The organism is Acetobacter sp. KSO5 (assembly GCF_044094635.1).
Classification (GTDB): domain Bacteria; phylum Pseudomonadota; class Alphaproteobacteria; order Acetobacterales; family Acetobacteraceae; genus Acetobacter; species Acetobacter cerevisiae.
This window is the reverse complement of sequence record NZ_CP172014.1, coordinates 2,611,104-2,635,684: the sequence shown is the minus strand read 5'-3', so window position 1 is coordinate 2,635,684 and position 24,581 is coordinate 2,611,104. Positions and strand designations below refer to the sequence as shown.

General features: G+C 56.0%; 30 protein-coding genes and 2 tRNA genes. 18 read left to right on the top strand and 14 right to left on the bottom strand.

What is annotated here, in order from left to right; all coding sequences use genetic code 11:
• Positions 1-109: 109 nt before the first annotated feature.
• Both ACHQGU_RS11865 and ACHQGU_RS11860 read right to left on the bottom strand, forming a co-directional pair.
• Positions 110-589: a hypothetical protein gene (locus tag ACHQGU_RS11865; protein ID WP_395495140.1), complete on the bottom strand. Its 480-nt coding sequence runs from the start codon at positions 587-589 to the stop codon at positions 110-112.
• Positions 590-659: 70 nt separating this feature from the next.
• Entirely contained in the window at positions 660-860 is a 201-nt protein-coding gene (locus ACHQGU_RS11860) for a YdaS family helix-turn-helix protein (protein WP_395496429.1), read from the bottom strand.
• 119 nt (positions 861-979) lie between these two features.
• On the opposite strand from ACHQGU_RS11860, the gene ACHQGU_RS11855 reads away from it, so the two are divergent.
• The 9 genes from ACHQGU_RS11855 to ACHQGU_RS11815 all read left to right on the top strand — a co-directional run bounded on the left by ACHQGU_RS11855 (position 980) and on the right by ACHQGU_RS11815 (position 5,219).
• Positions 980-1,618, top strand: a complete 639-nt coding sequence (locus ACHQGU_RS11855) for a helix-turn-helix transcriptional regulator (protein WP_395495139.1) — start codon at positions 980-982, stop codon at positions 1,616-1,618.
• Between the two features lie 85 nt (positions 1,619-1,703).
• Positions 1,704-2,153 carry a hypothetical protein gene (locus ACHQGU_RS11850; RefSeq protein WP_156478166.1) on the top strand — a complete coding sequence of 150 codons (450 nt, stop codon included), beginning with the start codon at positions 1,704-1,706 and terminating at the stop codon, positions 2,151-2,153.
• 80 nt (positions 2,154-2,233) lie between these two features.
• A complete protein-coding gene (locus tag ACHQGU_RS11845; RefSeq protein WP_395495138.1) occupies positions 2,234-2,758 on the top strand; it encodes a hypothetical protein in 525 nt (174 codons plus the stop codon).
• Between the two features lie 18 nt (positions 2,759-2,776).
• The gene (locus tag ACHQGU_RS11840) at positions 2,777-3,013 is read left to right on the top strand and encodes a hypothetical protein (protein WP_395495137.1); all 237 of its coding nucleotides are present in this window, start codon (positions 2,777-2,779) and stop codon (positions 3,011-3,013) included.
• Positions 3,010-3,255 (top strand): hypothetical protein, encoded by a 246-nt coding sequence (locus ACHQGU_RS11835; RefSeq protein ID WP_395495136.1) that lies wholly within the window; start codon positions 3,010-3,012, stop codon positions 3,253-3,255. The genes ACHQGU_RS11840 and ACHQGU_RS11835 overlap by 4 nt, the downstream gene beginning before the upstream one ends.
• Positions 3,252-3,599 carry a hypothetical protein gene (locus tag ACHQGU_RS11830; RefSeq protein ID WP_395495135.1) on the top strand — a complete coding sequence of 116 codons (348 nt, stop codon included), beginning with the start codon at positions 3,252-3,254 and terminating at the stop codon, positions 3,597-3,599. The genes ACHQGU_RS11835 and ACHQGU_RS11830 overlap by 4 nt, the downstream gene beginning before the upstream one ends.
• A complete protein-coding gene (locus ACHQGU_RS11825; RefSeq protein ID WP_395495134.1) occupies positions 3,575-3,919 on the top strand; it encodes a hypothetical protein in 345 nt (114 codons plus the stop codon). Before ACHQGU_RS11830 ends, ACHQGU_RS11825 begins: the two co-directional genes overlap by 25 nt.
• A complete protein-coding gene (locus ACHQGU_RS11820) occupies positions 3,916-4,167 on the top strand; it encodes a helix-turn-helix transcriptional regulator (protein WP_395495133.1) in 252 nt (83 codons plus the stop codon). Before ACHQGU_RS11825 ends, ACHQGU_RS11820 begins: the two co-directional genes overlap by 4 nt.
• Positions 4,168-4,289: 122 nt before the next feature.
• Entirely contained in the window at positions 4,290-5,219 is a 930-nt protein-coding gene (locus ACHQGU_RS11815; protein WP_395495132.1) for a tyrosine-type recombinase/integrase, read from the top strand.
• Between the two features lie 67 nt (positions 5,220-5,286).
• Here ACHQGU_RS11815 and ACHQGU_RS11810 read toward each other — a convergent pair.
• A tRNA-Ala gene (locus ACHQGU_RS11810) sits at positions 5,287-5,362 on the bottom strand.
• 112 nt (positions 5,363-5,474) lie between these two features.
• On the opposite strand from ACHQGU_RS11810, the gene ACHQGU_RS11805 reads away from it, so the two are divergent.
• Positions 5,475-5,774 (top strand): YggT family protein, encoded by a 300-nt coding sequence (locus tag ACHQGU_RS11805; protein ID WP_062141731.1) that lies wholly within the window; start codon positions 5,475-5,477, stop codon positions 5,772-5,774.
• Between the two features lie 593 nt (positions 5,775-6,367).
• On the opposite strand, the gene ACHQGU_RS11800 is transcribed toward ACHQGU_RS11805, so the two are convergent.
• The 8 genes from ACHQGU_RS11800 to ACHQGU_RS11765 form a co-directional block, all read right to left on the bottom strand.
• A tRNA-Phe gene (locus ACHQGU_RS11800) sits at positions 6,368-6,443 on the bottom strand.
• Between the two features lie 55 nt (positions 6,444-6,498).
• Complete coding sequence (locus tag ACHQGU_RS11795; RefSeq protein WP_395495131.1) at positions 6,499-6,681, bottom strand: DNA gyrase inhibitor YacG; 183 nt, start codon at positions 6,679-6,681, stop codon at positions 6,499-6,501.
• Positions 6,678-7,763: a ribonuclease E/G gene (locus ACHQGU_RS11790; protein ID WP_395495130.1), complete on the bottom strand. Its 1,086-nt coding sequence runs from the start codon at positions 7,761-7,763 to the stop codon at positions 6,678-6,680. Before ACHQGU_RS11790 ends, ACHQGU_RS11795 begins: the two co-directional genes overlap by 4 nt.
• Positions 7,760-8,392, bottom strand: a complete 633-nt coding sequence (locus ACHQGU_RS11785; protein WP_062143811.1) for a nucleoside triphosphate pyrophosphatase — start codon at positions 8,390-8,392, stop codon at positions 7,760-7,762. Before ACHQGU_RS11785 ends, ACHQGU_RS11790 begins: the two co-directional genes overlap by 4 nt.
• A gap of 4 nt (positions 8,393-8,396) precedes the next feature.
• Complete coding sequence (gene infA / locus ACHQGU_RS11780) at positions 8,397-8,615, bottom strand: translation initiation factor IF-1 (RefSeq protein WP_003622234.1); 219 nt, start codon at positions 8,613-8,615, stop codon at positions 8,397-8,399.
• Positions 8,616-8,685: 70 nt separating this feature from the next.
• Positions 8,686-9,999: a histidinol dehydrogenase gene (hisD, locus tag ACHQGU_RS11775; protein ID WP_395495129.1), complete on the bottom strand. Its 1,314-nt coding sequence runs from the start codon at positions 9,997-9,999 to the stop codon at positions 8,686-8,688.
• Positions 9,996-10,745 carry an ATP phosphoribosyltransferase gene (gene hisG / locus ACHQGU_RS11770; protein WP_062143817.1) on the bottom strand — a complete coding sequence of 250 codons (750 nt, stop codon included), beginning with the start codon at positions 10,743-10,745 and terminating at the stop codon, positions 9,996-9,998. The genes hisD and hisG overlap by 4 nt, the downstream gene beginning before the upstream one ends.
• Before the next feature lie 132 nt (positions 10,746-10,877).
• Entirely contained in the window at positions 10,878-13,844 is a 2,967-nt protein-coding gene (locus ACHQGU_RS11765) for a ribonuclease E/G (protein ID WP_395495128.1), read from the bottom strand.
• Positions 13,845-14,326: 482 nt separating this feature from the next.
• Here ACHQGU_RS11765 and ACHQGU_RS11760 point away from each other — a divergent pair, with 482 nt between their 5' ends.
• Both ACHQGU_RS11760 and ACHQGU_RS11755 read left to right on the top strand, forming a co-directional pair.
• Entirely contained in the window at positions 14,327-15,265 is a 939-nt protein-coding gene (locus tag ACHQGU_RS11760) for an N-acetylmuramoyl-L-alanine amidase (protein WP_395495127.1), read from the top strand.
• 111 nt (positions 15,266-15,376) lie between these two features.
• Positions 15,377-17,065, top strand: a complete 1,689-nt coding sequence (locus ACHQGU_RS11755; protein ID WP_408735877.1) for a S10 family peptidase — start codon at positions 15,377-15,379, stop codon at positions 17,063-17,065.
• A gap of 51 nt (positions 17,066-17,116) precedes the next feature.
• Here ACHQGU_RS11755 and ACHQGU_RS11750 read toward each other — a convergent pair whose 3' ends face one another.
• From ACHQGU_RS11750 to ACHQGU_RS11740, 3 genes are read right to left on the bottom strand one after another with little or no spacing between them, the layout of a single operon-like run.
• Positions 17,117-17,410 carry a hypothetical protein gene (locus tag ACHQGU_RS11750; RefSeq protein WP_062143823.1) on the bottom strand — a complete coding sequence of 98 codons (294 nt, stop codon included), beginning with the start codon at positions 17,408-17,410 and terminating at the stop codon, positions 17,117-17,119.
• Positions 17,407-18,882 (bottom strand): PepSY-associated TM helix domain-containing protein, encoded by a 1,476-nt coding sequence (locus tag ACHQGU_RS11745; protein ID WP_395495126.1) that lies wholly within the window; start codon positions 18,880-18,882, stop codon positions 17,407-17,409. Before ACHQGU_RS11745 ends, ACHQGU_RS11750 begins: the two co-directional genes overlap by 4 nt.
• 15 nt (positions 18,883-18,897) lie before the next feature.
• Complete coding sequence (locus tag ACHQGU_RS11740; protein WP_395495125.1) at positions 18,898-19,230, bottom strand: hypothetical protein; 333 nt, start codon at positions 19,228-19,230, stop codon at positions 18,898-18,900.
• A 132-nt stretch (positions 19,231-19,362) separates the two neighbouring features.
• Here ACHQGU_RS11740 and ACHQGU_RS11735 point away from each other — a divergent pair, with 132 nt between their 5' ends.
• The 6 genes from ACHQGU_RS11735 to ACHQGU_RS11710 all read left to right on the top strand — a co-directional run bounded on the left by ACHQGU_RS11735 (position 19,363) and on the right by ACHQGU_RS11710 (position 24,286).
• The gene (locus ACHQGU_RS11735) at positions 19,363-21,621 is read left to right on the top strand and encodes a TonB-dependent receptor (RefSeq protein ID WP_395496428.1); all 2,259 of its coding nucleotides are present in this window, start codon (positions 19,363-19,365) and stop codon (positions 21,619-21,621) included.
• 343 nt (positions 21,622-21,964) lie between these two features.
• Complete coding sequence (locus tag ACHQGU_RS11730) at positions 21,965-22,501, top strand: hypothetical protein (RefSeq protein WP_395495124.1); 537 nt, start codon at positions 21,965-21,967, stop codon at positions 22,499-22,501.
• A gap of 83 nt (positions 22,502-22,584) precedes the next feature.
• Positions 22,585-22,932: a cell wall hydrolase gene (locus ACHQGU_RS11725; RefSeq protein WP_395495123.1), complete on the top strand. Its 348-nt coding sequence runs from the start codon at positions 22,585-22,587 to the stop codon at positions 22,930-22,932.
• The gene (locus ACHQGU_RS11720; RefSeq protein WP_395495122.1) at positions 22,929-23,246 is read left to right on the top strand and encodes a hypothetical protein; all 318 of its coding nucleotides are present in this window, start codon (positions 22,929-22,931) and stop codon (positions 23,244-23,246) included. Before ACHQGU_RS11725 ends, ACHQGU_RS11720 begins: the two co-directional genes overlap by 4 nt.
• Complete coding sequence (locus tag ACHQGU_RS11715) at positions 23,243-23,791, top strand: hypothetical protein (protein ID WP_215755047.1); 549 nt, start codon at positions 23,243-23,245, stop codon at positions 23,789-23,791. Before ACHQGU_RS11720 ends, ACHQGU_RS11715 begins: the two co-directional genes overlap by 4 nt.
• Positions 23,792-24,160: 369 nt before the next feature.
• The gene (locus tag ACHQGU_RS11710) at positions 24,161-24,286 is read left to right on the top strand and encodes a hypothetical protein (protein ID WP_256441413.1); all 126 of its coding nucleotides are present in this window, start codon (positions 24,161-24,163) and stop codon (positions 24,284-24,286) included.
• Positions 24,287-24,581: the final 295 nt, after the last annotated feature.

The following is a 24,581-nucleotide window of genomic DNA, read 5'->3' as shown; positions in this document are numbered from 1 at the left end:
GGGCATAAATTGAGCAGACGGGACTGCATGCGGATACTCCACCCGCACCTGGCATAACGGCGGAGCTTATTATCCATTTCCGGAGTCCATACGATTGCCTCACGCGCCATCAGGCCGCACCTGCATTAGAGCTGGCGACAATATGAGGCTTGTTCTCGGCAATAATTTTGTGCAGCGCAGACTCTATCTGGCCAGACACCATGCGGGCACGCTGGATATGGGCAAGAATGGCGTGAGCTTCCTGCACATCAACCTGCCCATCAGCCAGAGCATTGAGCGCATCCTGCAGCACATCGCTGGTTGCTTTGGCATATTGCGCCATATCTTTGGGGATATGACCCGAGCCAGAGAAGCTCACAGGCATAAGCCGAAAGCCCTCTGCATGGGCCATAGCTGCCAAAATAAGCGGCTCTTGCGCGCTTAAATCCAGATCAATGGCAACATCGACCGGCACAACCTGCGGGCTGTTTCGGTTCTGATATTCCCCCAGTTGAGAGTGACGCACGCGGCTGATGTCTTCCGCAGCGTAGCAACCTCCAATGATCTTTATTGCGCCCTGAGTGGCCGTCTTGATTGCAGAAACATGCATCAGAGAGCGCTCCGGATAGCATCCGGGTGACAAGCTGAGGCCGCAGGCGTACTGGTGGCGTTATGAGTTTTCATGCCTCAGATCCATTCGTGATGACACAAGATGCGTACTCAGCCGGTGTTGGGTACAAATCAGACCGGATTTCCCACGCAGGTATTCCCGTGATCTCGGCCACAGCCAAAACACGGGCGGGAGGCACTTTCTGCCAGGAGTGCACAGACGGGGACTTGATCCCCAGCCGCTTGGCCAATGCTGTCGCACCCCCAGCCATCCTTATGATCTGTTTGATATCGGCCTGTTCCATAGAGATGGACACTAGGCAATGCCTATCGAAAAAGCAATAAGCAAATGCTAGGTGACAGTAGGCTTTGCCTAATGAATTATGAGGAAATGGATGACTGGCCCGCCCGACTAAAGAAATTCCGTGCTGCTACACGCTTGTCTCAAGCCAAGGTTGGGCGTGCGCTGGGCATTGCCGCTGCGTCGGTCGCTCAATGGGAGATTGGCAGATCCAAGCCTATGCTTGACCGCCTCCCGGCTATTGCGGCTCTTTATAATGTTTCCCTGGAAGAGCTGTGCGGGCGGGATCTAGGATCTCCACAAGAAGCACTCAAAGCCGCCGGGAATCTCGATAAAACTGTCACAAAATTACCAGTGGCAGGTTTTGTGGCTGGCGCAGATCGTGTGGTCATATTTCAAGATGGAGACATTGACCAAGACGGCGATGTCGAGCTTCCGTTTGCAGGCTATAATGGCATTATTCTGCGGGTGCAGGGAGAATCCATGGTGCCTCGCTACAAACCCGGTGAAGTAGTAGGCATTCACTTTCCAGGAAAAGAATCGCTCTCCTTGAAAATGATCGGCAAGGACGTTGTAGCCAAGCTATCAGACGGGCAAATGGTTCTTAAAACAGTAGCGCCTGGTCCGTCGCCGTCATCATTTGTTCTAGCATCAGTAAATCCAATGGTCCCACCAATTTATAATCCAGAAATTGAATGGGTTTCTCAGATAGATTTTCATGTGGTTTAACCGCAGATCTGGAATCATAAGATAATTCCACGTAATACAAATATGCACTTAGATCATTAGGTGTATATTTATTTGGAATTTATTCGTGATTAAAATTAGACCTATACTTCTTCTTTCATTGCTGTGCTCAACAGTAGGCTGCGCATCTATTATTGATGGGACAAGTCAGCAAATAACAGTCAATACAAATCCACAAGGAGCAACATGTGGCTTGTATCGAAAAAATGAAAGAATTGGCACAGTCGAGCAAACACCAGGAAGCGTTTTAGTTAAGAAAACAAAGCGCGATATCTGGATTGAATGCGTAAAAGACGGCTATGATGTTGCAACCTACAAAAATCATTCTGGGGTTGCGGGCGCATCTTTTGGCAATATCGCAGCAGGCGGCCTGATCGGCGTTGCGATTGATAGTGCCTCAGGCGCTGACAATAAATATGACGGAACAGTCAATATCACCTTGCCCCTGGCCAAAGATACAACGGTCAAACACGCTCTGCCTACCATGTTTGATGGCAATGTAAGCGCACAACAATAAAACGATAGGCATTGCCTATTGACCAAGTGATAGGCAATGCCTAGTATCCTCTTATCGCCACCGACGCGATGGAGGAAGCTATGCAGACACAGACATCACAGCAGACCGCCGAGGCAGGCCCCAGTGAGCTGGCCGCCCAGCAGGATGCTGATCTTTACCGCCATATTCTGTTCATTCTGACACCTACTGAGTTTAGCGGCGAGTGGGTGCCCACGCTGGATACTGCCTGCGACTGGATGGATCATGCCCGCCGTGATGCTCCGGAAGGGATCGACCCCGTATCACTGGCGAAAACCTGCTTTGATGAAAGCCTTATGGCCTTCAAAGGCCTGCGGGTTGTAACGGATGGGGAGCCACGATCTGTCTGGACAAAGCCTGTCCACCGGCAGATCAGCCGGAAATGCAGGGAGTTGAACCCGGAAAAATTCCGCAGGCGACCGAGAAAGGTCGTGCAGATATCATCGCACTACGACACAGACACAATGGATTACTGCATCCATGCACTGTGTAGCGATGGAGAGATCTGCACCCTAATGCCAGGCAAAGGATGGGTGATTGAGCAGCCTATCCCGCATGACACATCTATTCCAGTAACAGCACAATAAAGCCAAGGCAGAAACCAGATGCAAAACGTAAATAAGTTTGAGCAGCACCGGGCTGCATTGGAGCAGTGCGTCCATAATTCCGTGCATGATGCGGAAACCCGGCAGGCGATGCTCAGCCATATTGGCGCCATGGGGCGCGCCATGCATGCCGAAGAGCGCACCGCAGATGCCGCCATGCGGACAACGCACCAGATCCGGCGTAGCGGGGTTCTGGACATTGCCCGCGCCTGGAGCATGCCGGTGCGCGCAGCATGAGCAACGACGCGCCCAGCCGCCACTACACCTGCGCCCAGAAAGACGCTCTGCTGGCTCTGGCTGAATATCCGCCCCGCACTGGCTACCATTACCCAGAAGGCCATACCAATGGCGCTGCAGGCCTGGCTGGTGGCGCAGACCCTCTGGTGAGACGTATCCGCAGTGGCACCCGCTGGCATTACCACCTGACCAAAGTAGGACGCGCCGAGGCGGAACGCCTTAAGGAAGAAGAAAAGCTATGAACAAAACAGAAGCTTTAGTTCAGTTTGATGCTGGCACGAAAGCCATGCGCAAGCTGATAGAGTCATCAGGGGATGCTGACACAGTGGCAGTGGCAACCTGCGTGACAATAACCCCCAGTGCTGGAGATAACATGCGAGTGGTATGCGGGACTGGCGGGGATGCTACCATCGTAGCCTTTGCCATTAGTCGCCTTATTAAAGAGGCACTTTCCCATTTACCGCCAGAAAAACACAAAGATTTTCGCGATCTTTTGCAAAGGGTAGAAAACTGCGAAGAAATAAGAAAAGTGATGCTGCCGAATGCAGTGGGACAAGAAAAATGCCCAAGCACCACATTACACTAAAGCCGCAACACAGCGGCGGGTATCTGGCCATCCTGACTGACGAGCACGGCAATTTTGTTGAGTTTGGCAAATGCCAGAGCGAGGAGCGCGACGGCAAGCGCCACATCACCGGACCCAGCACACGCGGCCTCATGGGCTGGGTGTTTGATCTGTGGCCCATTGGTGGCGGATTATTCCATGCGACGGTTACAGATAACCGAGACTGGCTGATAGTTTTCCACGATTGTGAAACCGTGATGGACGCCGGCCAGAAGTGCATTGAAGGCTGGACCAATGACGTCCGGACTCTTGAGTCGGCAGAGAAGAGAGCGGCAGCATGAGTAAAACACTTCAAGCCGATAATGCCCCGCGCAAAGGTATCCCAGATTGGCCGCGCTTTATGCGTAGGGAAAAAGCCGCACAGTATCTGGATATTTCTCCAAGTCTTCTAGACAGAGAGTCCGCATCGGGCCGCCTGCCAAAACCCGTCGCCTTAACTCCTACAGTGCGCGGCTGGGTGCGGGATGATCTTGATGCAGCTATTGATGACCGTAGAATGCCGCCAGACCCGGCAAGCGACTGGACCTGATGGCTCGGCTAAATCTGCTGTATGTGCAGGCAATTACAAAGAACAGGCGCAAATACTATTACTTCCGGAAGCCTGGTCATCCACGGGTCCAGCTGCCAGGGCATCCGGGGAGTAGGGATTTTATGGATTCCTACCAGAAAGCACTGGACGGGAAAAAGGAAGAAATTGGTGCCTCCAGGTCCCTCCCTGGCAGCATGCGCCTGCTGGCTGCGACGTGGCGTACGTCTAACAGCTTTAAGGCCCTGAGGCCTCAGTCTCAAAAAACCTATGCACGTCTGCTAGATAATTTTGTTGAACTGCATGGCGATAAATCTGTCCGGACAGCTCAGCCCAAACACATCAGAGCTATTCTGGAGGCAATGGGCAATACGCCTGCTCAGGCCAATGCCCTGCGCAATGTACTGCGTCAGCTCTTTCAGTATGCTTTTGAGAATGATTGGCGTGATGACAACCCTGTCCGTGACATTAAAAAACTCAAATACAAAAAAAATCCAATACCGACATGGACAGAAGACGATATTGAGAAATTCGAGAATTTTTGGGCAGTCGGAACACGCGCAAGGCTAGCACTGACGCTCTTGCTTTATACTGGGCAGAGACGCAGCGATGTTATTCGCATGGGAGCCGGTGATGTTTCGGATGGCGCTATTGCCGTAATGCAGATCAAAACAGACGTCAGAATGCAAATCCCGATGCACCCGGATTTGTGTGAGGTCATTGATCCACTGCCAAAGAATGCTCCTGCATTTTTGATGACGCAGCAAGGTAAGCCATTCGCCTCTGGCAACGCATTTTATAATTGGTTCAAAGACTGCGCACGGGATGCAGGCATCGAAGGAAAACTAAGTCCTCACGGGTTACGCAAGGCCGCTGCGCGGCGAATGGCTGAAGCTGGATGCACGCCCCACCAGATCGCCTCTATCACCGGTCATCAGACGCTCGCAGAGATTGAGAGATACACCAAAGACGTGCAGCAAAGAGTCGTGGCTGAGCAGGCCGTCAGCAAGCTGGGAAGGCCCATAAAACGCCTCAAATTGAAGAGGGTAGTGTAAACTTGTGGAGTAAAGTTTACACTTTCTGGCGTTTTTTCTTTATAAATCAGGGGATTATAAAGGCGGGTGGTGGAGCTAAGGGGAATCGAACCCCTGACCTCCTCATTGCGAACGAGGCGCTCTCCCATCTGAGCTATAGCCCCGCCTGTATAAGTCTGGGATCTAAAGGGCTTATCAAGACGGTGTCAAGCTGTATTGTATCGGACTGAGGTCTGGTAAAGCCAGATCTTCCCCCTGTGTTGTGGAGAAGTGTTCTTGCTGTTTGTTCTTTTTTCAGTGTTGATGCGCTTGTTAGAGATTTATTGCTGGATCCTGATCCTGTCCTGCATTTTCATCAATCTCTGCCTGTTTGGTATTCTGGACAGTCGGAAACCGCTTGTCTGGAAAGTGGGCCTTTTCCTCAACCGGATGACAGAGCCTCTGCTGGAACCGGTGCGCCGTATTCTGCCCTCACTAGGCGGTGTGGATTTCAGCCCCATGGTTGTGTTGCTGGGCATCCAGTATGTGGTGCAGCCGCTGCTGGTCAGCCTTTTCAGAACCCTGATTTATCGCTGAGAAACCATACAGAAGGTTCGTGCCCTGAAAGCTGGAGCACGAACCCAACTGGCTTTCTTATTTTAGTAAAAAATCAGGCAGCGACCTTGTTGGCCTGCGCAGCTGCAACAAGGTCTGCGATCCCGACACCCATCTGTGAGACTACGGGGAGATATTCGTCGGGTTAAAAACGGAAGCGGTCAACAGCTTGCCGCTGTCTAAGCAGCGTTTCTGACGCTCCCACTTACAGCCATCAGTTTAATCCTCGTCCAGGAACGCATGTCCGTTTTCCAACGTAAACGGAATCTGAGATGCATTATTTTTGAGACAATCTTGCAAGGTAAAGATGGACTGAGGGTTATCGACACAGCCTGTACTGCTTATCCACAAGCTTACCCCCGCAGCCATCCGCAGAATCTGGGGATAAGTGCAAAAGCAGAAAAATAAGACAGCATAAAATGGAAAAAAGAGTGTGTTTTCAGGCTGGTAGGGTGCGGCAACTCGGACACATGCAAAAAAGGCCGGGAGCTCAAAGAGCATCAGCCTCATACAGCATACGCAATCTAAGACGGTTTAAACCGAAGCAGAAATAGCATTTGAATTTTTAGGAAAAATGGTGCCCAAGACCGGGATCGAACCAGTGACACTGCGATTTTCAGTCGCATGCTCTACCAACTGAGCTACTTGGGCACCGCAGCCTTGCGGCGTGAGAGAGCATGTATCGCAGGAGGGGAGAGAGATCAAGTCACCTTTCCTCATTTATCTCAGGTTTTTCAAGATTCTCTTCATCAGCCGGCGGACCGGGGATGCGATATTGCCCGGAAAACCAGCGTCCGAGGTCAATATCGGCGCAGCGCTGGGAGCAGAAAGGGCGTGTGGCGGCCTGGGTTGGCGCGCCACAAACGGGGCAGGTGCTGTTTTTGCTCATGCGTGTGTCGTCCAGAAAAAATCAGGCAGGGCGGGGTCAAGCTGGAGGCGCAAAGGCTTACCGCGTTGAGAGATACAGTCTGCCAGAGCCTGCGGGTCCTGTTCCAGTGCGGTGATGAGGCCAAGGCCGCCCCGCAGGACGGTCGCTTCCATCTCCTGCGTCACAAGGTGGCGCAATACGGCCAGCGCCTGCCCATGCGGGGAGGACAGGAGTTCTGGCAGAGACGGGTGAATCCGTGCCCGTACCAGTTCAACCAACCCCAGCGCAGTAATGCCAAGGCAACGGGGGCGGAGCGGATCATCCTGCAGAGCCGCTTTTACAGGCTCCAGAAGCGCCTGCCGCTTGCGTGTGGCTAGTCCGGCAGGGTCAATCAGAATCGCACCAGAAAGGTTGCGCAGGCGAATCTGGCGCATCAGAGCCGGAAGGGCATTCCGGTTGGCTGCAAACTGTGCAGTCTGTTTTGGCCATCCCGTTTTGGCCGGGGGCGCATCCATATCAATGGCGACCAAAGCAGGTGTTGGCGTAATACTGGCCTGCATGCCGCCGGGCAGGCTGATAAGCGGTTCTTCCAGCGCTGTGCAGGCGTGGGCAATCTCTTCCGGGAACGACTGGAGTTCCTGCTGGCGGCGCGGGCGCAAAGCGACCGGAAGACAGGCCGCAGCAGCCGGGGAATCGACAACAATTGTAGCATCCGGCCACCGGGCGGCCAGACGGTCCAGTAGCGTGGGGCCTCGGCTGATCAGCCCCGGCTTAGCGGGCAGAGTCGCAGGAGCTTTTTCTGGCTTCAGCCGAACCCCTTTGCCGCCCTGCGCAGCCCGCACCACACGCACGGTGAGGGTTTGTCCTTCCGTGAGGGTGTCCGAGCCCTTCTGGTCGGGCAGGAAGCCACTTCCGCCCCCTCCCAGATCCACAAACGCTCCGCCCATGCCGGGGGCATGCGCGCTGATGCGACCCAGATAGACATCATCCACACCATCCGGTGCGGCAGGACGCCAGAGCGCGTAATCAAGCAGGGTTTCGTCTTGTGTAACGGCAATGCGCAGTTCGCCGGGATAGGTGGCGAGGCGCAGATACACGCTCACGCCAGCCAGTGGCCCGGCTGGCCACGCAACAACTGGGCCGTTTCAAACAGGGGCAGGCCAATAACGGCGGAGGCGCTGCCGGAGACAAAGCGGATAAAAGCCGCAGCATGGCCCTGCAGTGCATAGCCGCCCGCCTTGCCTTGCCAGTCGCCCAGATCCAGCAGGCTTTCAATCTGATGAGAGGTCATGCGGGAGAACGTGACAGCCGTTTCTACAACTCGTTCGGCCCGGTGGCCTTCCGGCCAGCCAGCAGAGGGGATAACAGAAAGGGCGGTCAGCACCGTATGACGACGGCCGGAAAGCTGTTCCAGGCAGGCGCGTGCAGTCTCACGGTTTTCTGCTTTGGGCAGAATGCGTCGGCCAAGGGCAACAACCGTGTCCGCTCCCAGCACCAGAGCAGGTTCGCTCAGGCTGGCAGCAACCACGTTCGCTTTTTCCATGGCCATGCGGCGCACGTAGGGGCGCGGCAGTTCTGTCCGGGCTGGGGTTTCATCAATATCAGCCGGGAGAACGCGGTCTGGCACCAGCCCGACCTGACGCAAAAGGTCAAGCCTGCGGGGCGATGCGGACGCCAGCACAAAGTGAGGGCGGCCTCCGTTCTCCGTGCCATCCGGCCCGGATACAGCCATCGTCTTACTTGAAGCGGAAGGTAATACGACCTTTGGACAGGTCATACGGTGTCATTTCGACATTCACCCGATCACCAGCCAGAACACGAATACGGTTCTTGCGCATTTTGCCGCTGGTATGGGCCAGAATCATATGTTCGTTGTCGAGTTTCACTCGGAACATCGCGTTGGGCAGCAGTTCTGTAACCGTGCCGCTGAATTCAATCATGTCTTCTTTAGACATGGCGTCCTTCGTTCATTTTTAAGCCTCGTTATGGTTGGATGTGCAGATATGGGTGAGGGAGCCGGTTCGGTCAAGCGTTAGGCGTGGTTTGGTCTAACGCATCAAGCCGGGCAGAGATGCTCAGCGCATGCGCTTCCAGCCCTTCGGCCTGTGCCAGAGCGACCCCTGCCGGGCCAATACGGCGCAGGGTGTCCGGGCCACCGGCCAGAAAGGTTGTCCGTTTCATAAAGTCAAAAACAGACAGGCCGGACGCAAAGCGTGCAGTGCGGGAAGTCGGCAGCACATGGTTCGGGCCACCCACGTAATCGCCCACAGCTTCCGGGCAGAACCGGCCAAGGAAAACCGCGCCAGCGTGCCGGACCTTGGCAAACAGGGCTTCCGGATCATCCACCATCAGTTCCAGATGTTCCGGCGCCAGACTGTTGGCCAGAGCCACGGCTTCGTCCAGATCTTTGACGACCAGAACCGCGCCGTTCCGCTCCCAGCTGGCACCCGCAATAGCGGTGCGGGTCAGCGTCTTCAGCTCGGTTGTGACGGCTTCTGTTACTTTATCGGCAAAGGCTGCATCGGGTGTGATGAGCGTTGCCTGAGCAAGTTCATCATGCTCGGCCTGCGCCAGCAGATCCAGCGCAATCAGGCGTGGGTCTGTGGCCGAATCGGCAATTACCACCACGTCAGACGGACCTGCAATGCTGTCGATGCCTACATGACCAAACACCTGCCGCTTGGCTTCCGCCACAAAGGCGTTACCAGGGCCGACAATACGGTCCACGGGACGAATGGTCTGGGTGCCGAACGCCATGGCGCCCACAGCCTGTGCGCCGCCAATCCGGTAAATTTCTGTCACGCCAGCCCGATGCGCTGCGGCCAGCACCAGCGGGTTAATCACGCCGTCCGGTGTCGGTACGCACATGGCCAGTCGCTGCACACCTGCCACACGTGCCGGAATGGCGTTCATCAGCACGGAGGAAGGGTAGGCCGCTTTCCCGCCGGGAACGTACAGCCCGACCGCATCCAGCGCGATCCAGCGCATGCCCAGCGTCATGCCGACATCATCCGTATAACGGACATTCGATGGCATCTGGGCTTTGTGAAAGGATTCAATGCGCGTAGCGGCAACATCCAGAGCCGCCATCAGCTCCGGGCTGACCTGTGTGCAGGCTTTGGCAATTTCATCTGCCGTAAAGGCCAGTTGGGCCGGGGTAAGCGGCAGGCGGTCAAATTTTTCGGTCAGCGCACACAGGGTGGCGTCTCCATCCCGGCGCACAGAGGCCAGAATCTCCGCAACCGGTTTATGAACTTCCTGCCCCTGTTCTTCACGGGCAGTCAGAAGCGAGGCGAAATCTGCCTCAAAACCGGGGTCGCGTGTGTCTAGCCGTTTCATGAAGACTGCTCTGCCTTGATCTTTTGTGCGGCGGAAGGAGCGGCTTCCATCGCGCTGCGAAAGCCGTTGATAATCGCACTGATTTCTTCCGGACGGGTTTTCAGGGCCGTACGGTTTACAATCAGCCGACTGGTGATGTGCGTAATCGTTTCCACTTCCCGCAGCCCGTTGGCGCGCAGGGTAGAGCCGGTATCCACCAGATCTACAATCAGGCGGGACAGGCCCAGCATCGGGGCCAGTTCCATCGCACCATGCAAATGCACGATATTGGCGTTAATACCGCGCGCTGCAAAAAAGCGACGGGTTATGGCGGGGTATTTGGTCGCAACGCGGACCTCAGACCACCGCGCCCATTCCTGCGGGTCATGCGGCAGGCTGGCAGGCTGCGCAACGGAGACACGGCAGCCACCAATGCCCAGATCCAGCGGGGCATAAATTTCGGGGTAGTCAAATTCCATCAGCACGTCTGCGCCGCAGATGCCCACATGCGCGCCACCGGATGCCACAAAGGTCGCCACATCGAATGAGCGGACGCGCACAACATCCAGATTGGGGTTCTGGGTCGGGAAGCGCAGTTTGCGGCTGTCATCACCCAGACAATCGGGGGAGGGGGCCATGCCTGCTTTATCAAGAAGCGGCGTGACGGCTTTCAGGATCCGCCCTTTAGGCAGAGCCAGAACCAGAGGGCCCCGGTCCTGCGCTCCGGAAGAACGCTCGGGCTGAAGATCTGGCTGGGGCACGGTCATGAAAACTCCGGTGGGGCGGGCAGGTCTGTTTTTACGAAGGCCTTACCTACCATACGTGGCCGATGGCCAAAAGAGGCAGGAAGCAGTTAGGGGGCAGGTGCGAACACCTACCCCCTTCTCCTCAGTCCTGCTTTAGCGACGCCACCACCCCGTGCGGCGCTTGGGGGCAGGCTTCTCGTCATCAATAACAATCGGCTGCACGATGGACGCATCCGGTGCGTCTTCCTTCGCAGGCGCTTTGTCAGCACTGGTGTCCTGGGCTTCAGCCGGGGCGCTTTTGCTAGTCGCAGCCGTGCTCTTGGCTGCGGCCCGACGGCGGCGCGGTGCAGGTTTTTCTGCAGCGGGTTCCGCTGTTTCATCCTGCGGTGCGGCGGTTGAAGCCTCGTCCGTTGCCGTCGCAGTTTTCCGGCGCGTGGTTGCGCGGCGGCGTGTGCGGGGCTTGGGCTCTTCTTCCGGCGCTGCATCGGCTGCCGGTGCGGCAGGAGCATCTGCGTCCTGAGCGGGCGCTTCAACCTCAGCCGTAGCCTCAGCCTTTTTCCGCGTGGCACGGCGGCGGCGCGGTTTCGGGGCTTCTTCTTCCGCAACCGGGGCTTCAGCAGCAGGAGCAGTTTCCGTCACGGCTTCTACCGCAGCAGGAGCGGCCTGCTCAGCGTCGGCCACAACCGGAGCTTCTTCCGCTACAGGAGCAGCTTTGCGGCGGCGTCCCGGGCGCTTGCGGGCCGGTTTGGCTTCAGCGGTCGGCGCTTCGTCAGCCTGAGCTTCAACTTCTTTCGGCTCTTCGGCTGTAGCCGGTGCTGCCACCGGAGCGGCCCTGGCAGGTTCCGGCTTTGCTGCTGCTTTGGAGGCCTTCGCCTTTTCTGCTTCAGCGGCTTCCATGGTGGAGTTTTCGATCAGATCGAAAATATCCAGACTGCCACCAAACGGGTTTGCCGGGGTCGGGCCCTGCCATGTCGGGCGGCGCGGCTGCGGAGCCGGACCTTCCTCAATAGCAACCCGGATTTCCGGTGTTTCCGTTTCGGTCGGGCGCACGCGGGAATGGCGGGTGCGGCGGCGGCCGGGGATCAGATTGCCTTCAGCCTCAGCGGGTGCTGCGGCAGCAGCCTGCTCTTCAGCTACCGGAGTCTGAGCCGTTGCTGCGGTCTGGTCTGATGTCGTCCCGTTCTCTTCGCGGTTCCCGTTGCCACGACGGCGACGGCGACGGCGACGGCGGCGCGGTTCGTCTTCCCCCGTGCCAGTTTCAGCGGCTGCAGCCGGAACCTCGGCGCGTGGCGTCGTGTCCTGCTCCACAACCGGCGTTGCGTCTTCCGGGGTGACATCCACTACGGCATTTTCAACCGGCGGCAGCGGCGCATGGTTGCGGTTCGCCTTGGGCGGCTGGCGGCGTTCAATGCGAATTTCCGGCACAGGCAGCGTGGCGTCGGCTTCAAACAGAATTTCCATCTGATGCCGCTGCTCAATTTCCGCCAGCCAGTCGCGCTTGTTGTTCAGCACATAGAACGCAATTTCTGCGGCAACATGCACGGTAATGGCGGAAGCACGACGGCGTGCGCCTTCTTCTTCCACGGCACGCAGCACATGCAGCGCAGAGCTTTCAATGCCACGGACCATGCCGGTGCCCTGGCAGTGCGGGCAGGGCGTAAACGCAGCTTCTGCCACGGAAGGCCGCAGCCGCTGGCGCGACATTTCCAGCAGACCGAAGTGTGAGATCGAACCCATCTGGATGCGTGCACGGTCATGGCGTAGCGCATCTTTCAGGCGGCGTTCAATCGCGCTGTTGTGGCGGCGGGATTCCATGTCAATGAAGTCAATGACAATCAATCCGGCCAGATCGCGCAGCCTGAGCTGGCGGGCCACTTCATCCGCTGCTTCCTGATTGGTACGGAAGGCGGTTTCTTCAATATTGCGCTGGCTGGTCGCTTTACCGGAGTTCACGTCAATGGCGACCAGAGCTTCTGTCTGGTTAATAACCAGATAGCCACCGGAGCGCAGAGACACAACAGGGGAGAGCATGGCGTCCAGATGCCCTTCCACATGGTAATGTGTGAAGAGCGGCTGGCTTTCCTTGTTCCACAGCCGGACTTTTTCTGCGTGCTGCGGCATGAGCATGCGCATGAAGTCGCGCGCAGCTTTCCAGCCATGCTCGCCATCCACCAGAATTTCGCTCACTTCACGCGTGTACACATCGCGGATGGCGCGTTTGACGAGGCTTGCTTCCTCGTAAATCAGCGCCGGTGCGACGGACTGCATCGTCAGATCCCGGATATCGTCCCACAGATGGAGCAGATATTCGCAGTCTCGTGTAATTTCCGGCCCCGGACGCTGCGCGCCAGCGGTACGGACAATCATGGCCATGCCACGCGGCAGATTGAGGCCGGAGATGATGTCACGCAGGCGGCGGCGGTCAGGCACAGACGTAATCTTGCGGGAGACGCCACCACCACGCAGAGCGTTGGGCATCAGCACACAGTAACGACCGGCGAGGGAGACGTAGGTCGTCAGGGCTGCGCCCTTGTTGCCTCGTTCTTCCTTGACGACCTGCACCAGCAGAACCTGCCGGCGGCGAATGACTTCCTGAATGCGGTAGTTGCGCAGGAAGCGAGCAATACGCTTCTGGATCAGCGCTTCCTCACCCGTGTCAGTTTCACCACCAACATAGTCAGGCGTATCATTCCGGCGGGAGGGGCGGCGGCCTTCGTCTTCGCTGGTGGACTCGTCAGCATCAGAGCTGGCGTCTTCATCATCAGCGGCGGAAGCCTGCGCGTCGGTCTCGTCTTCGTCGGACTCGGATTCGCCAGCGTCAATCAGGTTTTCTTCTTCAGCCTGCAGGGCGAGAAGCTTTTCCCGGTCAGCAACCGGAATCTGGTAGTAGTCAGGGTGGATTTCGCTGAAGGCCAGAAACCCGTGGCGGTTGCCGCCATATTCAACAAAAGCTGCCTGAAGGCTGGGCTCTACGCGAACCACGCGGGCAAGATAGATGTTCCCTTTGAGCTGCTTTTTGGAGGCAGCTTCAACATCGTAATCTTCAAGTCTGTTTCCATCCATAACGACAACGCGCGTTTCTTCCGCGTGCGTCGCATCGATCAGCATACGCTTTGACATAAAAAGAAAAACTCCGGCGTGCCGGTGGCCGGCCTATCCGGTGGAGCCGTCTGAACGGCTGGACACGGGAGGGGGACGCTTCCGACAGGCATAGGTCTGTACGTGTGAGAAAATGAGAGGCGGATGTCAGGCCAGGCGCTGAGGTGACAGCAGAGGCGCGGAAACAGGATGCTGTCTCCGGTCTGGTCATGCACTCCAAGATCGTGGCCCTGACGATAGTCATGTATCCTTCAACCAATGTTTCCTGCTCCCATCTGCGCTGGGCGGCGGTTAAACGCCAGCCGCGCCTTTAAACCCTAAAGGAGCGGAAACAGGATGCATGACGGGCAATCCTGCCTTGAGCCATGCTTGCTGACCATGACCTAAACGGCAACAAACCGCAAGCCATTCAGCAAGACTGTTTTGCATCTCTCTGGCCTTGACACGGTTTCGACATTATCTGTGTGCAGGATCGCCCCAATTAGAGAAGTGTGAGCCTCGTCATGACGTCAGAATCCGAAAAAACACCCGGTTTTTTTCTGATGGCCGAGCGGTCCGCCCGCGCAGCCGGGATCGATGCTTCACATCCTGCACAAAATTCTCTCAACCGCCGCGGGCTTCTGATAACCGGGGCCGGACTGCTGACCACTGGCCTGCTCAGCACGCAGGCGCAGGCCGCAGGTACGACGCGCCATGCAACCGGGCAGACACTTCACGCACCTGCCATTGTCGGCAAAGCCCGGCCTGCGTTGCCGCTGGTCATGCTGGACCCGGGCCATGGTGGGAAAGATCCCGGTGCCATTGGCTACACCGGCACTTATGAAAAACATGTGGCAGAAGCGGCGGCCACAGAATTACGTCAGCAGCTTCTGGCTACCGGGCGGTATCGTGTAGCCATGACACGCACCACTGACCATTTTGTGCCGCTGGATGGGCGTGTGGAACTGGCGCAGGAGCATGGGGCATCGCTCTTTATTTCTATGCATGCGGATGCTCTGCACAATGCCGGGGTACGCGGGGCCAGTGTCTATACCCATTCGCACGGAGCGTCGGATAGCCAGACAGCGGATCTTGCAAAAACAGAAAATAGTGCAGACCGATATGGCGGTCCTCTGGTGCAGGGGACATCGCCGGAAGTACAGCAGATTCTGGCCAGTCTGGTAACGGAAGAAGCCCGGCGCGGGTCTGCTCATATGGCCAGCGCCGTCGTGGCCTCTTTTCAGTCTCGCATTAATTTGTTGTCGCATCCGCATCGGCACGCCGCGTTTGCGGTGCTGAAATCGGCGCAGATCCCGTCAGTTCTGGTGGAAATGGGCTTTATGTCCAACCGGCTGGATGAAGCTGCTCTGAGGCAGGCCGGGCACCGGGCCATGGTGGCGGGGGCGATGTGTACCGCCGTTAATCGCTATTTCGCCTCGGCTGGTGTCGGGTTGGCAGGGTAAAGCAGACGCTCTGGTTGGGTTGTTTGTTACCAAGTGTAAACAGACTGGCCGAACGCCACACTTCCTGATATTCAGGCTATATTATAACATAGTCTGACAGGATGATGTCTCGTGCGGAAAAAACAGACAGGTTTGAAGCTGGCCGGGTTGCTGGCCACGGTTTCTGTGCTGGCAGCGGGTGCCGGTGTAGCCGTTCAGCCGATTGCTTTGGCGGAAGATACGCATCAGGCGGCTGATGCCGCAAAACAGAAAGTCAGCGTAGAAGATTTTCTGGGCAAACCGCAAAGCGTGACCTCCAGCGGGTCCGTTACCGTGCATGGGGCGCATATTGATTATGAGGCCGTGTCCGGCACCCTGATTGTCCATAAAGGTGGTTGGGATGATTCCGAACTTCCTGATGCAGACAAGGACAAAGACAAGAAGCAGCCGGATGCCGCAGCGTCCATGTATTACGTGGCCTATTTCAAGAAGGGTGTACGTCCGGAAAACCGGCCCATCACGTTTGTTTATAATGGTGGCCCAGGGTCCTCCAGCGTATGGCTGCATATGGGCGCCTTTGGCCCGAAACGTGTGGTGACTGCGGACGATACCCATACGCCTGCAGCGCCCTACGCCATTGTAAATAATAATGACAGCCTGCTGGATGTGTCCGATCTGGTGTTTATCGATGCCCCTGGCACCGGTTACGGCCGTCTGATCGGCAAGGATAAGGAAAAGGCGTTCTGGGGCACGGACCCGGATGCCGGTGCGTTTACCGACTTCATCGCCCAGTTCCTCTCCCGTTTCGGGCGTTACAATTCTCCCAAATATCTGTTTGGGGAAAGCTACGGCACAACGCGGTCCGCGATTGTGGCCAACAAGCTGGCTGACGATAAAGGCATTGATCTGAACGGCGTGATTCTGCTTTCGCAGATCATGAATTACGACAATGACATTGACGGGGTCGCCATGAACCCGTCAATCGATCAGCCTTATGTGCTGGCCCTGCCGAGCTACGCCGCAACGGCGTGGTATCACAAGCGTCTGCCTGCCGAGCATCCGGACCTCAAGGCGTTTCTGAAAGAAGTCGAGCATTTTGCACTGACCGACTACACAGCTGCTCTGCAGGAAGGCAACGCCATTTCTGACGCGCAGCGTGATGCGACAGCCCAGAAGCTGCATGATTATACGGGCCTGCCGGTAGATTACATTAAAAAGGCCGACCTGCGGATTAACGGCGGGGAGTTTGAAAAAACCCTTCAGGGCGATAAGGATCTTGATACAGGCCGTCTGGATAGCCGCTTCTCTGGTCCGACCATGGATAAGCTGTCCCAGTTCTCCTATTACGATCCGCAGTCTTCGGCCATGTCCTCCGCCTATATTGCGGCCTTTAACGACTATGCCCGCAATACGCTGCACTATGGCAATTCCCCCGCCTTTGGCGATGGGTATCAGGAATACAAATTCTTTTCTGATGCCATCATGAAATGGGATTTCTCACACAAGCAGCCCAATACGGATTTCCCGATCCACGGTGCGGTTAACGTGTTGCCCGATCTGGCTTCTGCTATGAAGCATAATCCTGCTCTGAAAGTGATGCTCAATCAGGGTTATTATGACCTCGGGACACCGTATTTCGAGGGTATTTATGAAATGAAGCATCTGCCCATTTCCCGTGATCTGAGCAACAACATTCAGATTGTGCAGTATGAATCCGGCCATATGGTCTATGCGAATGAGAAATCTCTGACGCAGCTGCATGATAATGTCGCAAAGTTCATCACACAGACGCACGGTGCTCCGGCTTCGGCAACAAAATAACGAGAAAACGTGCGGCTGGGCGCAGGAAAACCCCTGCGCCTGGCTCAGGTTTTACAGCGGGGTCTTGCTCATTCGGGCAAGGCCCCGTTTCTGTTTTAGCACTGCCATCAGCACGCTGGTGCCAAGGCCTGCGGCAGAGCCGAGGCCCAGCCAGTAAAAAATGCCAAGAGCCGGATCCTGAAACAGGCAGAGGGTCAGTGCGAGGCAGGGCGCTAATGCCCGCACAATCTGGTTAACAGACACAGCACCGGCCTGCCGGGGGAAAGAACTGCGTGTTCGGGGCTGCAAACATTCATGGCACCAGAAGGCAGCGCTCCACAGCGCCAGCACAAGCAGGAAAGTCATGCAGCAGGTTCCCGTAATTTCAACAATGCACAGAGCGCGATCAGGCCCGTGAGAAATGCCAGTGTATCCGCTACCATGAACGCGCTTGCGCCCTGTGCCCATGCGTGTGAGCGCGAGACCAGATCCAAAAACGGAAGTCCGCATCCGGATCCCGCCAGAACCCCGAGTTGCTGACGCCAGCCCGAGGCAGCATGGCGCGTTAAAGAGACAAGGAGTGCATGCGCAGCGCACAGGCCCCACACAAGAAAGAAGAGATCAATTTCCATCATCGCACGGCCAGAAAATACAGCTGGCAGGCAACGGTTGGCCCAGAAAATCCCAAGGGTTGCAGTAGGAAAACCTACAACTGTCGTCATGGTCAGGGCTTCAGCTATCCGGAAGAAAAACTGTTCACCCGATGAGCGGCGACGTTTCATGAGAAACACAACCAACCCGCTTGCAGCCAGAGTGGTCGCCGCCAGCCCGGAGAGGAAATACAGCCAGCGCAAAGGGAGGGGCGCATAACGGGCATAATGCAGCCCGCGCACAAGCTGCATGGTCGCAACAGCTGGCGGGCTTTGCGTGACAGAACGAAGAGGGTGCCCGTCTTTTCGGCTGAAATCCACATGATCTCTGGTCAGAAACGGGCCAAATGCATCGCTTTTGAAAATGCGCACTTCGTCCGGCGTAAACAGAATGAGATTACCGTCAGGGCTTCGCAAAACATCCCGCGCCTGTGCAATTAAAGGAGCAAGGGGCGGCGGCAACGGGCCAGCCTGCAACACGTGCCCTTTGGGAGCGGTCTTTTCTTTTTTGTGCGGGGCTGCCGTGTGAGAGGGGAAAAAGGACTCGGCAGGAAGCAATGCTCGTGCGTGGATAGCGGTGCCGGTATAGCCCATGAAAGCAATAAACGGCAGAAACAGAACCCCCACGATCAGGTGAGCATCCACCCAGGCGCGCGGACGTGCTCCAAACGGGCGGAACAGGATAAGGTCCGGCCAAAGCGCCTTGATGTGGATGACAAGCCCGGAGCCAATGGCCACCAGCAGGCAAAGCCCCAGAAAGGTGACGATCTGCACGCCGGGCTGATTGCCGCCGCGCAGTGAGAAATGGAAATTATAGAAAAACTGCCCGCCAGCCGTCTCGCGGGCAGGGAAGACGGCTCCGGTTGTTGAATCCAGCGCAGTGCCGACAAACTCATACCCATCATAATGCAGAACCCGCAGAACGGGATCACGCTGCGAGGGTAGAGTGAGGAACGCGGAAAGTCCTTTCTCCTCTTCAGTCTGGACAGCCTGCGCGGCGGCCTGCAAAGCGGCAGGTGTGAGGGATGTTCCCTGCGTCAGCGGGACTTCAGGCTGCATCCACTGGGTGATTTCCGTATCGAATACGGCCAGCGTACCAGACGCGAAAATACAGGCCAGCAGCAGTCCTGCCAGAAAGCCAACCCAGCTATGGAGCCACCCCATATGCACCCGCAGTGTTTCACGCATGGGTCGTCTTTCTCATCAGAACGGAAGAATACCAGCAAGGATTGCTGAGCCACAGGCGACAAGGCCAAGGATCAGCCCCCACCAATGGCTGCGTCCGGCAAACCCAGCCAGCACAAGAACAGGGAAAAGAGCGGCGATCACCATGCCGCCCAGATCCGTTTTCAGCCGCATGTCTTCAAACGGTAGGCGCTGAGCATCCAGCATGGCCAGATGGGCTGTCAGAAAGGAGAGCGCGCAGACAACAGCCAGCAAACCAAGCCGCCGGAGAACAGCCTGACGCTTCTGGTTTTTCCTGGTGTCAGGCTGGACGGAAGACACCGTCATGCCCGGGCTTTTGGTGCGACTCATTCTCATGTTGCTAAGTAGTCAGGAGACGGCTGTAAACCCCGGACATAGGAGGAAATTATAAAATAATATTGCGAATGTCTCTTAATTGCGCTTATGGAGGCGCGGTCGGTCTCTAATTTTGGATTAATCATGATGATGCGTGGTCGCCTGCCGGTCCTTCGTTCACTACACAGAGTAGGGCGGGTTGCGTTCTTGCTGGCAACAGTTGCGGTCTTCAATGATGCTGCTTTTGCCGCACAACAGGAGGCAACTGCACCGCAGAAAACGGTAACGGATAAGGCTGCGCCCGTTAAGAAAGTCCAACAAACGGAGACGCCGACAACAGAGGCCCGGAAAGATGAAAACCTTCTGGTCACGGCCCGACGTCGCAACCAGATGGAAGTCATCAGCGGTGGTCAGCTTGGGGCATTGGGCACCAAGAAGGGGCTGGATGTGCCGTTTAACATCCGGAGCTATACGTCCAGTCTGATTCTCAACCAGCAGTCTCAGACACTGGGCGAGGTGCTGGAGAATGACCCCTCAGTGCGCACCACATACGGCTACGGGAACTTCTCGGAAATTTTCGTCATCCGTGGTTTCCCTGTGTATGGGGACGACGTCGCTATTAATGGTCTGTACGGCATCACGCCCCGGCAGCTTCTCTCCCCCCAGCTTTATGATCAGGTTCAGGTGCTCAACGGCGCCAGCGCGTTCCTGAACGGGGCTGCTCCCAGCGGGACGGCCATCGGGGGGAACATCAACCTGATGTTTAAACATGCCCAGAATACGCCGATCACCCGTCTGACGGGTGATTATGCCAGTCAGGGTGTTGGCGGCGGCAGTCTTGATGTGGGGCGACGTTTTGGGCAGGACAAAGCGTATGGGCTGCGGTTGAATGTTGCGGGTCTGGATGGTCAGACGTCTATTGATCATGAACGTCGCCACTCCGTTGCCTTGGGCGCGGATTTTGACTGGCATGATGACAAAACACGTATTTCTCTGGATATGAATTACCAGAATCAGGGTGTGAATGGCGGGCGTCCGGGCGTATTTCTTGGCACGGATGTAACGGGGGTGCCGCGCGTGCCCAATGCCTCGCACAATTACGGCCAGCGCTGGACGTATAATGATCTGAATTACATTTTTGGCATGCTTAATATCGAGCATGATTTATCAAAACACGTCACACTTTATGGTGCTTTTGGTGGCCTTGGGAGTGACGAGAAAGGCAATTACTCCACTCTGACGGTGAATAATTCCCAGACTGGTGCCGCCACAGCCGGGGCTATGTATGTGCCCTATGCGCAGACAAATGAAAGCACACGCGGCGGTGTGCGCGCCCATTTTGACACCGGGCCAGTCAAACATGAAATCAATGCCGGTGGATCCGCCTTGTGGGAAGAAAGCCGCACGGCGTATTCCATGGCGCTCAGTTCCTTCGATACGAACCTCTATAATACGGCGGCAGTTCCGGCCCCGACAGAAAACTGGACAGGTGGCAATCTGGACAACCCGCTGCCAACCAGCCGAACGCAGCTCTATAGTTTGTTCTTTTCAGACACAATGTCCTTCTGGAAGGGGCGCGTCGCGCTGACTGCCGGCTTCCGTTACCAGAATATGCTGATAAACGGATACGACGCTTATACGGATGGGTCCCGTACGTCGCATTATAGCCGGGATGCGATCACGCCGGTTGTCGGACTTGTGGTTCACCCAACTCGCCGCACGTCTATTTACTTTAATCGAATTGAAGGGCTATCGCAGGGGCCGACGGCGAGTGGCACCAATCTGGTTAATCTCGGGCAGATTTTTCCACCTTTCAAAAGTGTTCAGTATGAAGTCGGTGCTAAATACGATACCGGACGCTTCACAACGACACTGGCATTTTATCAAATCTCTCAGCCCAATTCCTACACGGAACCATACGGCAATAATGGCTCTTTCATTTTCCGGGAAAATGGATTGCAGCGGAACCGGGGTGCAGAATTAAGTGTAAACGGTCAGATTTTGCCCGGCCTGCGATTTAACGGTGGTGCCACGCTGATTGATGCTAATTTGCGCCGTACGGCACAGGGGCTGGATAATGGCCATACGGCTATTGGGATTCCGAATTATACCATCAATGGAAATCTGGAATATGACCTGCCGTTCCTGCGTGGCGCAACGCTGGTCGGCCGAGTGGAAAATACCGGAAAACAGTGGGTGAACACAGCTAACACGGCGCATCTGCCAGTCTGGACACGGTTTGATCTGGGGGCCCGCTACACGTTTGCGGTTGCACACAAACCTCTGACTTTGCGGTTTGGCGTCGATAATATTGCCAACACACGTTACTGGGCCTCAGCTTTTAATGGCTACTTGCTGCAGGGGCTGCCCAGAACCTTCAAGTTCTCATTCACCACAGATCTGTAATTGCCTGCCCGCGTGGTCATGCCTAAGTCTGGATAACATCGGGGCTAAAGAGCATTCCTCTTTGAACCCGGTTTTACAAAGCCACCCTTTTGGGTGGCTTTTCTTTTTTCCGGACAAAACAATGCAAGACGCACAATCTACAAGTGGCAACACTTCGTCGGGCGTGATCCTGACAGACGGCACCACCTATTACCCCAATACAATCAATAATGTCGGCGTTCTCTGCGCCGCTTCGGAGTGATTTCCATGCGATACGCGGCAACGCGCATTGCATGGATCGACGCGCAGTGGGGCTATAGCGGCTAACAAATTAACCGCCCATACGCATAGAACATACCGCCGTGTGGGCGGTTTTTTTGTGTCCGGAAAATCTATGACTGAAGAACAGAGCGGCATAATCGTTGCAGCTGATGGTGACCTACGCGAAATTGTTGGTGGTCATGAAATTCGTCTCGCTGCCGTTGAGCGGCGACAGGACGCGACTGACGGAAAGCTGGACGGCATCAGCAAAGATCTTGCCACTATGAGGGCAGAAGAGAATGCCCGCACTGTGGCGACAACAGCGGGAATAAGCCGTCTGGAAGTAAGAGTTTTTGATCTGGTAACACAGCTCGCAAAACTCACTGGCGCTCAGGAAAACCAGAACCGGCTTGCTGAAGAAAACCTGCGCCGCTGGCGGACACGATCAGTCATTGTCGGGATTATTTGCACTATTGCTGCGGCAGCGGGCGGCACGATTCTTTCCAGCCAAACCTGGGATGATTACCTGTTTGGTAACGTTGGTTTTTTGCATCGGTATCATATTCCAGTTCCTGCGCCGCAGCCTCAACCGCAAGGTTCTGTCTATGCACTGGCTCCCAGAGGTTGGGAAAAATCATGACAAGCACACTACCAATCACTGACTCCGTGCAGGCAGCTTCTCGCACGGCTTGGGGTGAGGCCAGGGGGGAGGGAACACGGGGCATGCAGGCGGTCCTGAATGTCATCGGTAACCGGGCGAAACATCCAGGCTGGTGGGGGCATGATATTGCCGGAGTGTGTCAGGCACATGCCCAGTTTTCCTGTTGGGATGCCAGCGATCCCAACCGTGAAAAGCTTCTGACAGTTTCTGACTCAGACATGCAGTTTCGCGAGGCTCAGGGTCTGTCTGCTTGCCTTGTGAACGGCGGCCTGTCTGACCTGACTGGTGGAGCGGATCACTATTACGACTGGCGCGGCCAGAGGCCCTATTGGGCGCAAGGTCGCTTTTATAAATGCACTATTGGTCATCACGCATTTTATCGTGTTGGCCTGAGGGGAGATGGGATGTGACAGACACCACGAAAAACGCTTTTGCGGTTAATGCGGCCAAGATTGGGGGCATCACTACGGTGGTGCCCCTTTTGTTTTCAGCAATCCCGGAACCGTGGAGTTCGGTCATCTCCGGGGTGATCATCATTTGTGGCGGTGTGACCGCAGCAATCCAGCCTCCGCAAGCCGGTAGCAAATGGACGACTCCCTATCAGGTCGTTTCCGCCATAGGCCTAAACATCGGCTGGGCGGTCAATCACATCGGGGCGCGGGTCGATACATCTCAGAGTTTGGCTGCGCAAGCCTCATCCACTGTGCAGGACAAACAATCATGATCCAGTCTCGTCGCACTTTCCTGTGCTCCGCCAGCCTCGTGGCTGCGGCCGGGACGCTCACTGCTTGCACGGTTACGACAAGTGGAAAAACGACCACGCTTACGCTGAACACGACCAAAGTTAAGGCCTACGCGCAAGCAGGTATCAATGCTGTCACAACTATTCTCAGCATCACGGCCGTATCCACTGCTATGGGGGCTCCGGCTGTGGCCGTTATTGAGGCTGCGGGAGGCGCTTTGTCTACCGCACTCTCTGCGTTGGCGAGCGAGACGAATGGTAGCCTGACAGTCAGCTACGACAACACGAATGCCAAAACGCGCATTGATACGTTGCTGGTGGACCTCAATAATGTTGCAGTGGCAATCCGTGCCGGGTTGGTCGCAGCTCAGCAGACTGTGACCAACAGCGTGATCAATACAGCGATCACCACCTTTAACGCACTTCGGACCGTGATTGATGCGTTTGAGGGGGTTCTGGGTATCAGCCTGCCAAGCGTTACAGACGAGCAGGAGGCAACAGCACTCTCCGTGCTGGCGGTGCAATGACGAGCTTTGAGTGCGGCCTGATCTTAGGCAGCCTGAGCACTGTGGTGCTGGGATCAGGCCTCGCCGCCTTCCTGTCCTGGAAAAAGCGTCAGAATGATTTGTTTGGTTGATTGGTAAAGTTACTGATGTAGCCTTCTGACTCGCCGCAAATATGCCCTCAATAGGTAGCAGGCTTTGTCGGGCAGTAAGGGCTTGTGGGAGTCAGGATCGGTCTGCGCAAGGAAGCTTACGGTGCCTGTTGGTCAATGATTGCTGCGTATGACCATCGGGTATACGAGAAAAGACAAGATTGATTGGCTTGTGGCGGTGCCAGTGCGGGAACAGTGTCTCCGGCCAAACGTTTTTATCTTAGGTAAGGAGGATACTTCCATGGAAAAACTGTCTGAAGACTTCAAAACTCGTCAGAAACCGGTGGCCCGCATCATTGTCGCTGTGAGTGCGGCTGTGGCGGGTTTTCTGATTATGCTGTTCCGGCAGCTCAAAAAGCCCAGATAATTTCTGATAATCATGTTCTTTCAAAAAAGCTCGGTTCTTTCTGCTGATGCAGGAGGAGTCGGGCTTCTTTTTTTGATTCTGGGAGCTTTCAAGCTCAGGTTATCGAAAGTCATGGAATATTAGGGTGTTAGAAATGCTGACATAATCCCGGAAAGATGTACCCGTTATCCACAGGCTTACCCCCGCAGGCATCCTCAGATTCTGGGGATAAGTGCAGAGAGCTTTCGGCAAAAGGCGGTAGGGGGTGGCAATCAGGTGTGCGCCTCTTACAGCCCGCGCATCACGCGAAGCAGGT

What these genes read in the sequence shown, in the direction of transcription:
- ACHQGU_RS11865 (WP_395495140.1), bottom strand. Translation starts at nt 589, where the DNA reads ATGCATGTTTCTGCAATCAAGACGGCCACTCAGGGCGCAATAAAGATC.
- ACHQGU_RS11860 (WP_395496429.1), bottom strand. Translation starts at nt 860, where the DNA reads ATGGCTGGGGGTGCGACAGCATTGGCCAAGCGGCTGGGGATCAAGTCC.
- ACHQGU_RS11855 (WP_395495139.1), top strand. Translation starts at nt 980, where the DNA reads ATGGATGACTGGCCCGCCCGACTAAAGAAATTCCGTGCTGCTACACGC.
- ACHQGU_RS11845 (WP_395495138.1), top strand. Translation starts at nt 2,234, where the DNA reads ATGCAGACACAGACATCACAGCAGACCGCCGAGGCAGGCCCCAGTGAG.
- ACHQGU_RS11840 (WP_395495137.1), top strand. Translation starts at nt 2,777, where the DNA reads ATGCAAAACGTAAATAAGTTTGAGCAGCACCGGGCTGCATTGGAGCAG.
- ACHQGU_RS11835 (WP_395495136.1), top strand. Translation starts at nt 3,010, where the DNA reads ATGAGCAACGACGCGCCCAGCCGCCACTACACCTGCGCCCAGAAAGAC.
- ACHQGU_RS11830 (WP_395495135.1), top strand. Translation starts at nt 3,252, where the DNA reads ATGAACAAAACAGAAGCTTTAGTTCAGTTTGATGCTGGCACGAAAGCC.
- ACHQGU_RS11825 (WP_395495134.1), top strand. Translation starts at nt 3,575, where the DNA reads ATGCCCAAGCACCACATTACACTAAAGCCGCAACACAGCGGCGGGTAT.
- ACHQGU_RS11820 (WP_395495133.1), top strand. Translation starts at nt 3,916, where the DNA reads ATGAGTAAAACACTTCAAGCCGATAATGCCCCGCGCAAAGGTATCCCA.
- ACHQGU_RS11815 (WP_395495132.1), top strand. Translation starts at nt 4,290, where the DNA reads ATGGATTCCTACCAGAAAGCACTGGACGGGAAAAAGGAAGAAATTGGT.
- ACHQGU_RS11795 (WP_395495131.1), bottom strand. Translation starts at nt 6,681, where the DNA reads ATGAGCAAAAACAGCACCTGCCCCGTTTGTGGCGCGCCAACCCAGGCC.
- ACHQGU_RS11785 (WP_062143811.1), bottom strand. Translation starts at nt 8,392, where the DNA reads ATGGCTGTATCCGGGCCGGATGGCACGGAGAACGGAGGCCGCCCTCAC.
- infA (WP_003622234.1), bottom strand. Translation starts at nt 8,615, where the DNA reads ATGTCTAAAGAAGACATGATTGAATTCAGCGGCACGGTTACAGAACTG.
- hisD (WP_395495129.1), bottom strand. Translation starts at nt 9,999, where the DNA reads ATGAAACGGCTAGACACACGCGACCCCGGTTTTGAGGCAGATTTCGCC.
- hisG (WP_062143817.1), bottom strand. Translation starts at nt 10,745, where the DNA reads ATGACCGTGCCCCAGCCAGATCTTCAGCCCGAGCGTTCTTCCGGAGCG.
- ACHQGU_RS11765 (WP_395495128.1), bottom strand. Translation starts at nt 13,844, where the DNA reads ATGTCAAAGCGTATGCTGATCGATGCGACGCACGCGGAAGAAACGCGC.
- ACHQGU_RS11760 (WP_395495127.1), top strand. Translation starts at nt 14,327, where the DNA reads ATGACGTCAGAATCCGAAAAAACACCCGGTTTTTTTCTGATGGCCGAG.
- ACHQGU_RS11750 (WP_062143823.1), bottom strand. Translation starts at nt 17,410, where the DNA reads ATGACTTTCCTGCTTGTGCTGGCGCTGTGGAGCGCTGCCTTCTGGTGC.
- ACHQGU_RS11745 (WP_395495126.1), bottom strand. Translation starts at nt 18,882, where the DNA reads ATGCGTGAAACACTGCGGGTGCATATGGGGTGGCTCCATAGCTGGGTT.
- ACHQGU_RS11740 (WP_395495125.1), bottom strand. Translation starts at nt 19,230, where the DNA reads ATGAGTCGCACCAAAAGCCCGGGCATGACGGTGTCTTCCGTCCAGCCT.
- ACHQGU_RS11735 (WP_395496428.1), top strand. Translation starts at nt 19,363, where the DNA reads ATGATGCGTGGTCGCCTGCCGGTCCTTCGTTCACTACACAGAGTAGGG.
- ACHQGU_RS11725 (WP_395495123.1), top strand. Translation starts at nt 22,585, where the DNA reads ATGCAGGCGGTCCTGAATGTCATCGGTAACCGGGCGAAACATCCAGGC.
- ACHQGU_RS11715 (WP_215755047.1), top strand. Translation starts at nt 23,243, where the DNA reads ATGATCCAGTCTCGTCGCACTTTCCTGTGCTCCGCCAGCCTCGTGGCT.
- ACHQGU_RS11710 (WP_256441413.1), top strand. Translation starts at nt 24,161, where the DNA reads ATGGAAAAACTGTCTGAAGACTTCAAAACTCGTCAGAAACCGGTGGCC.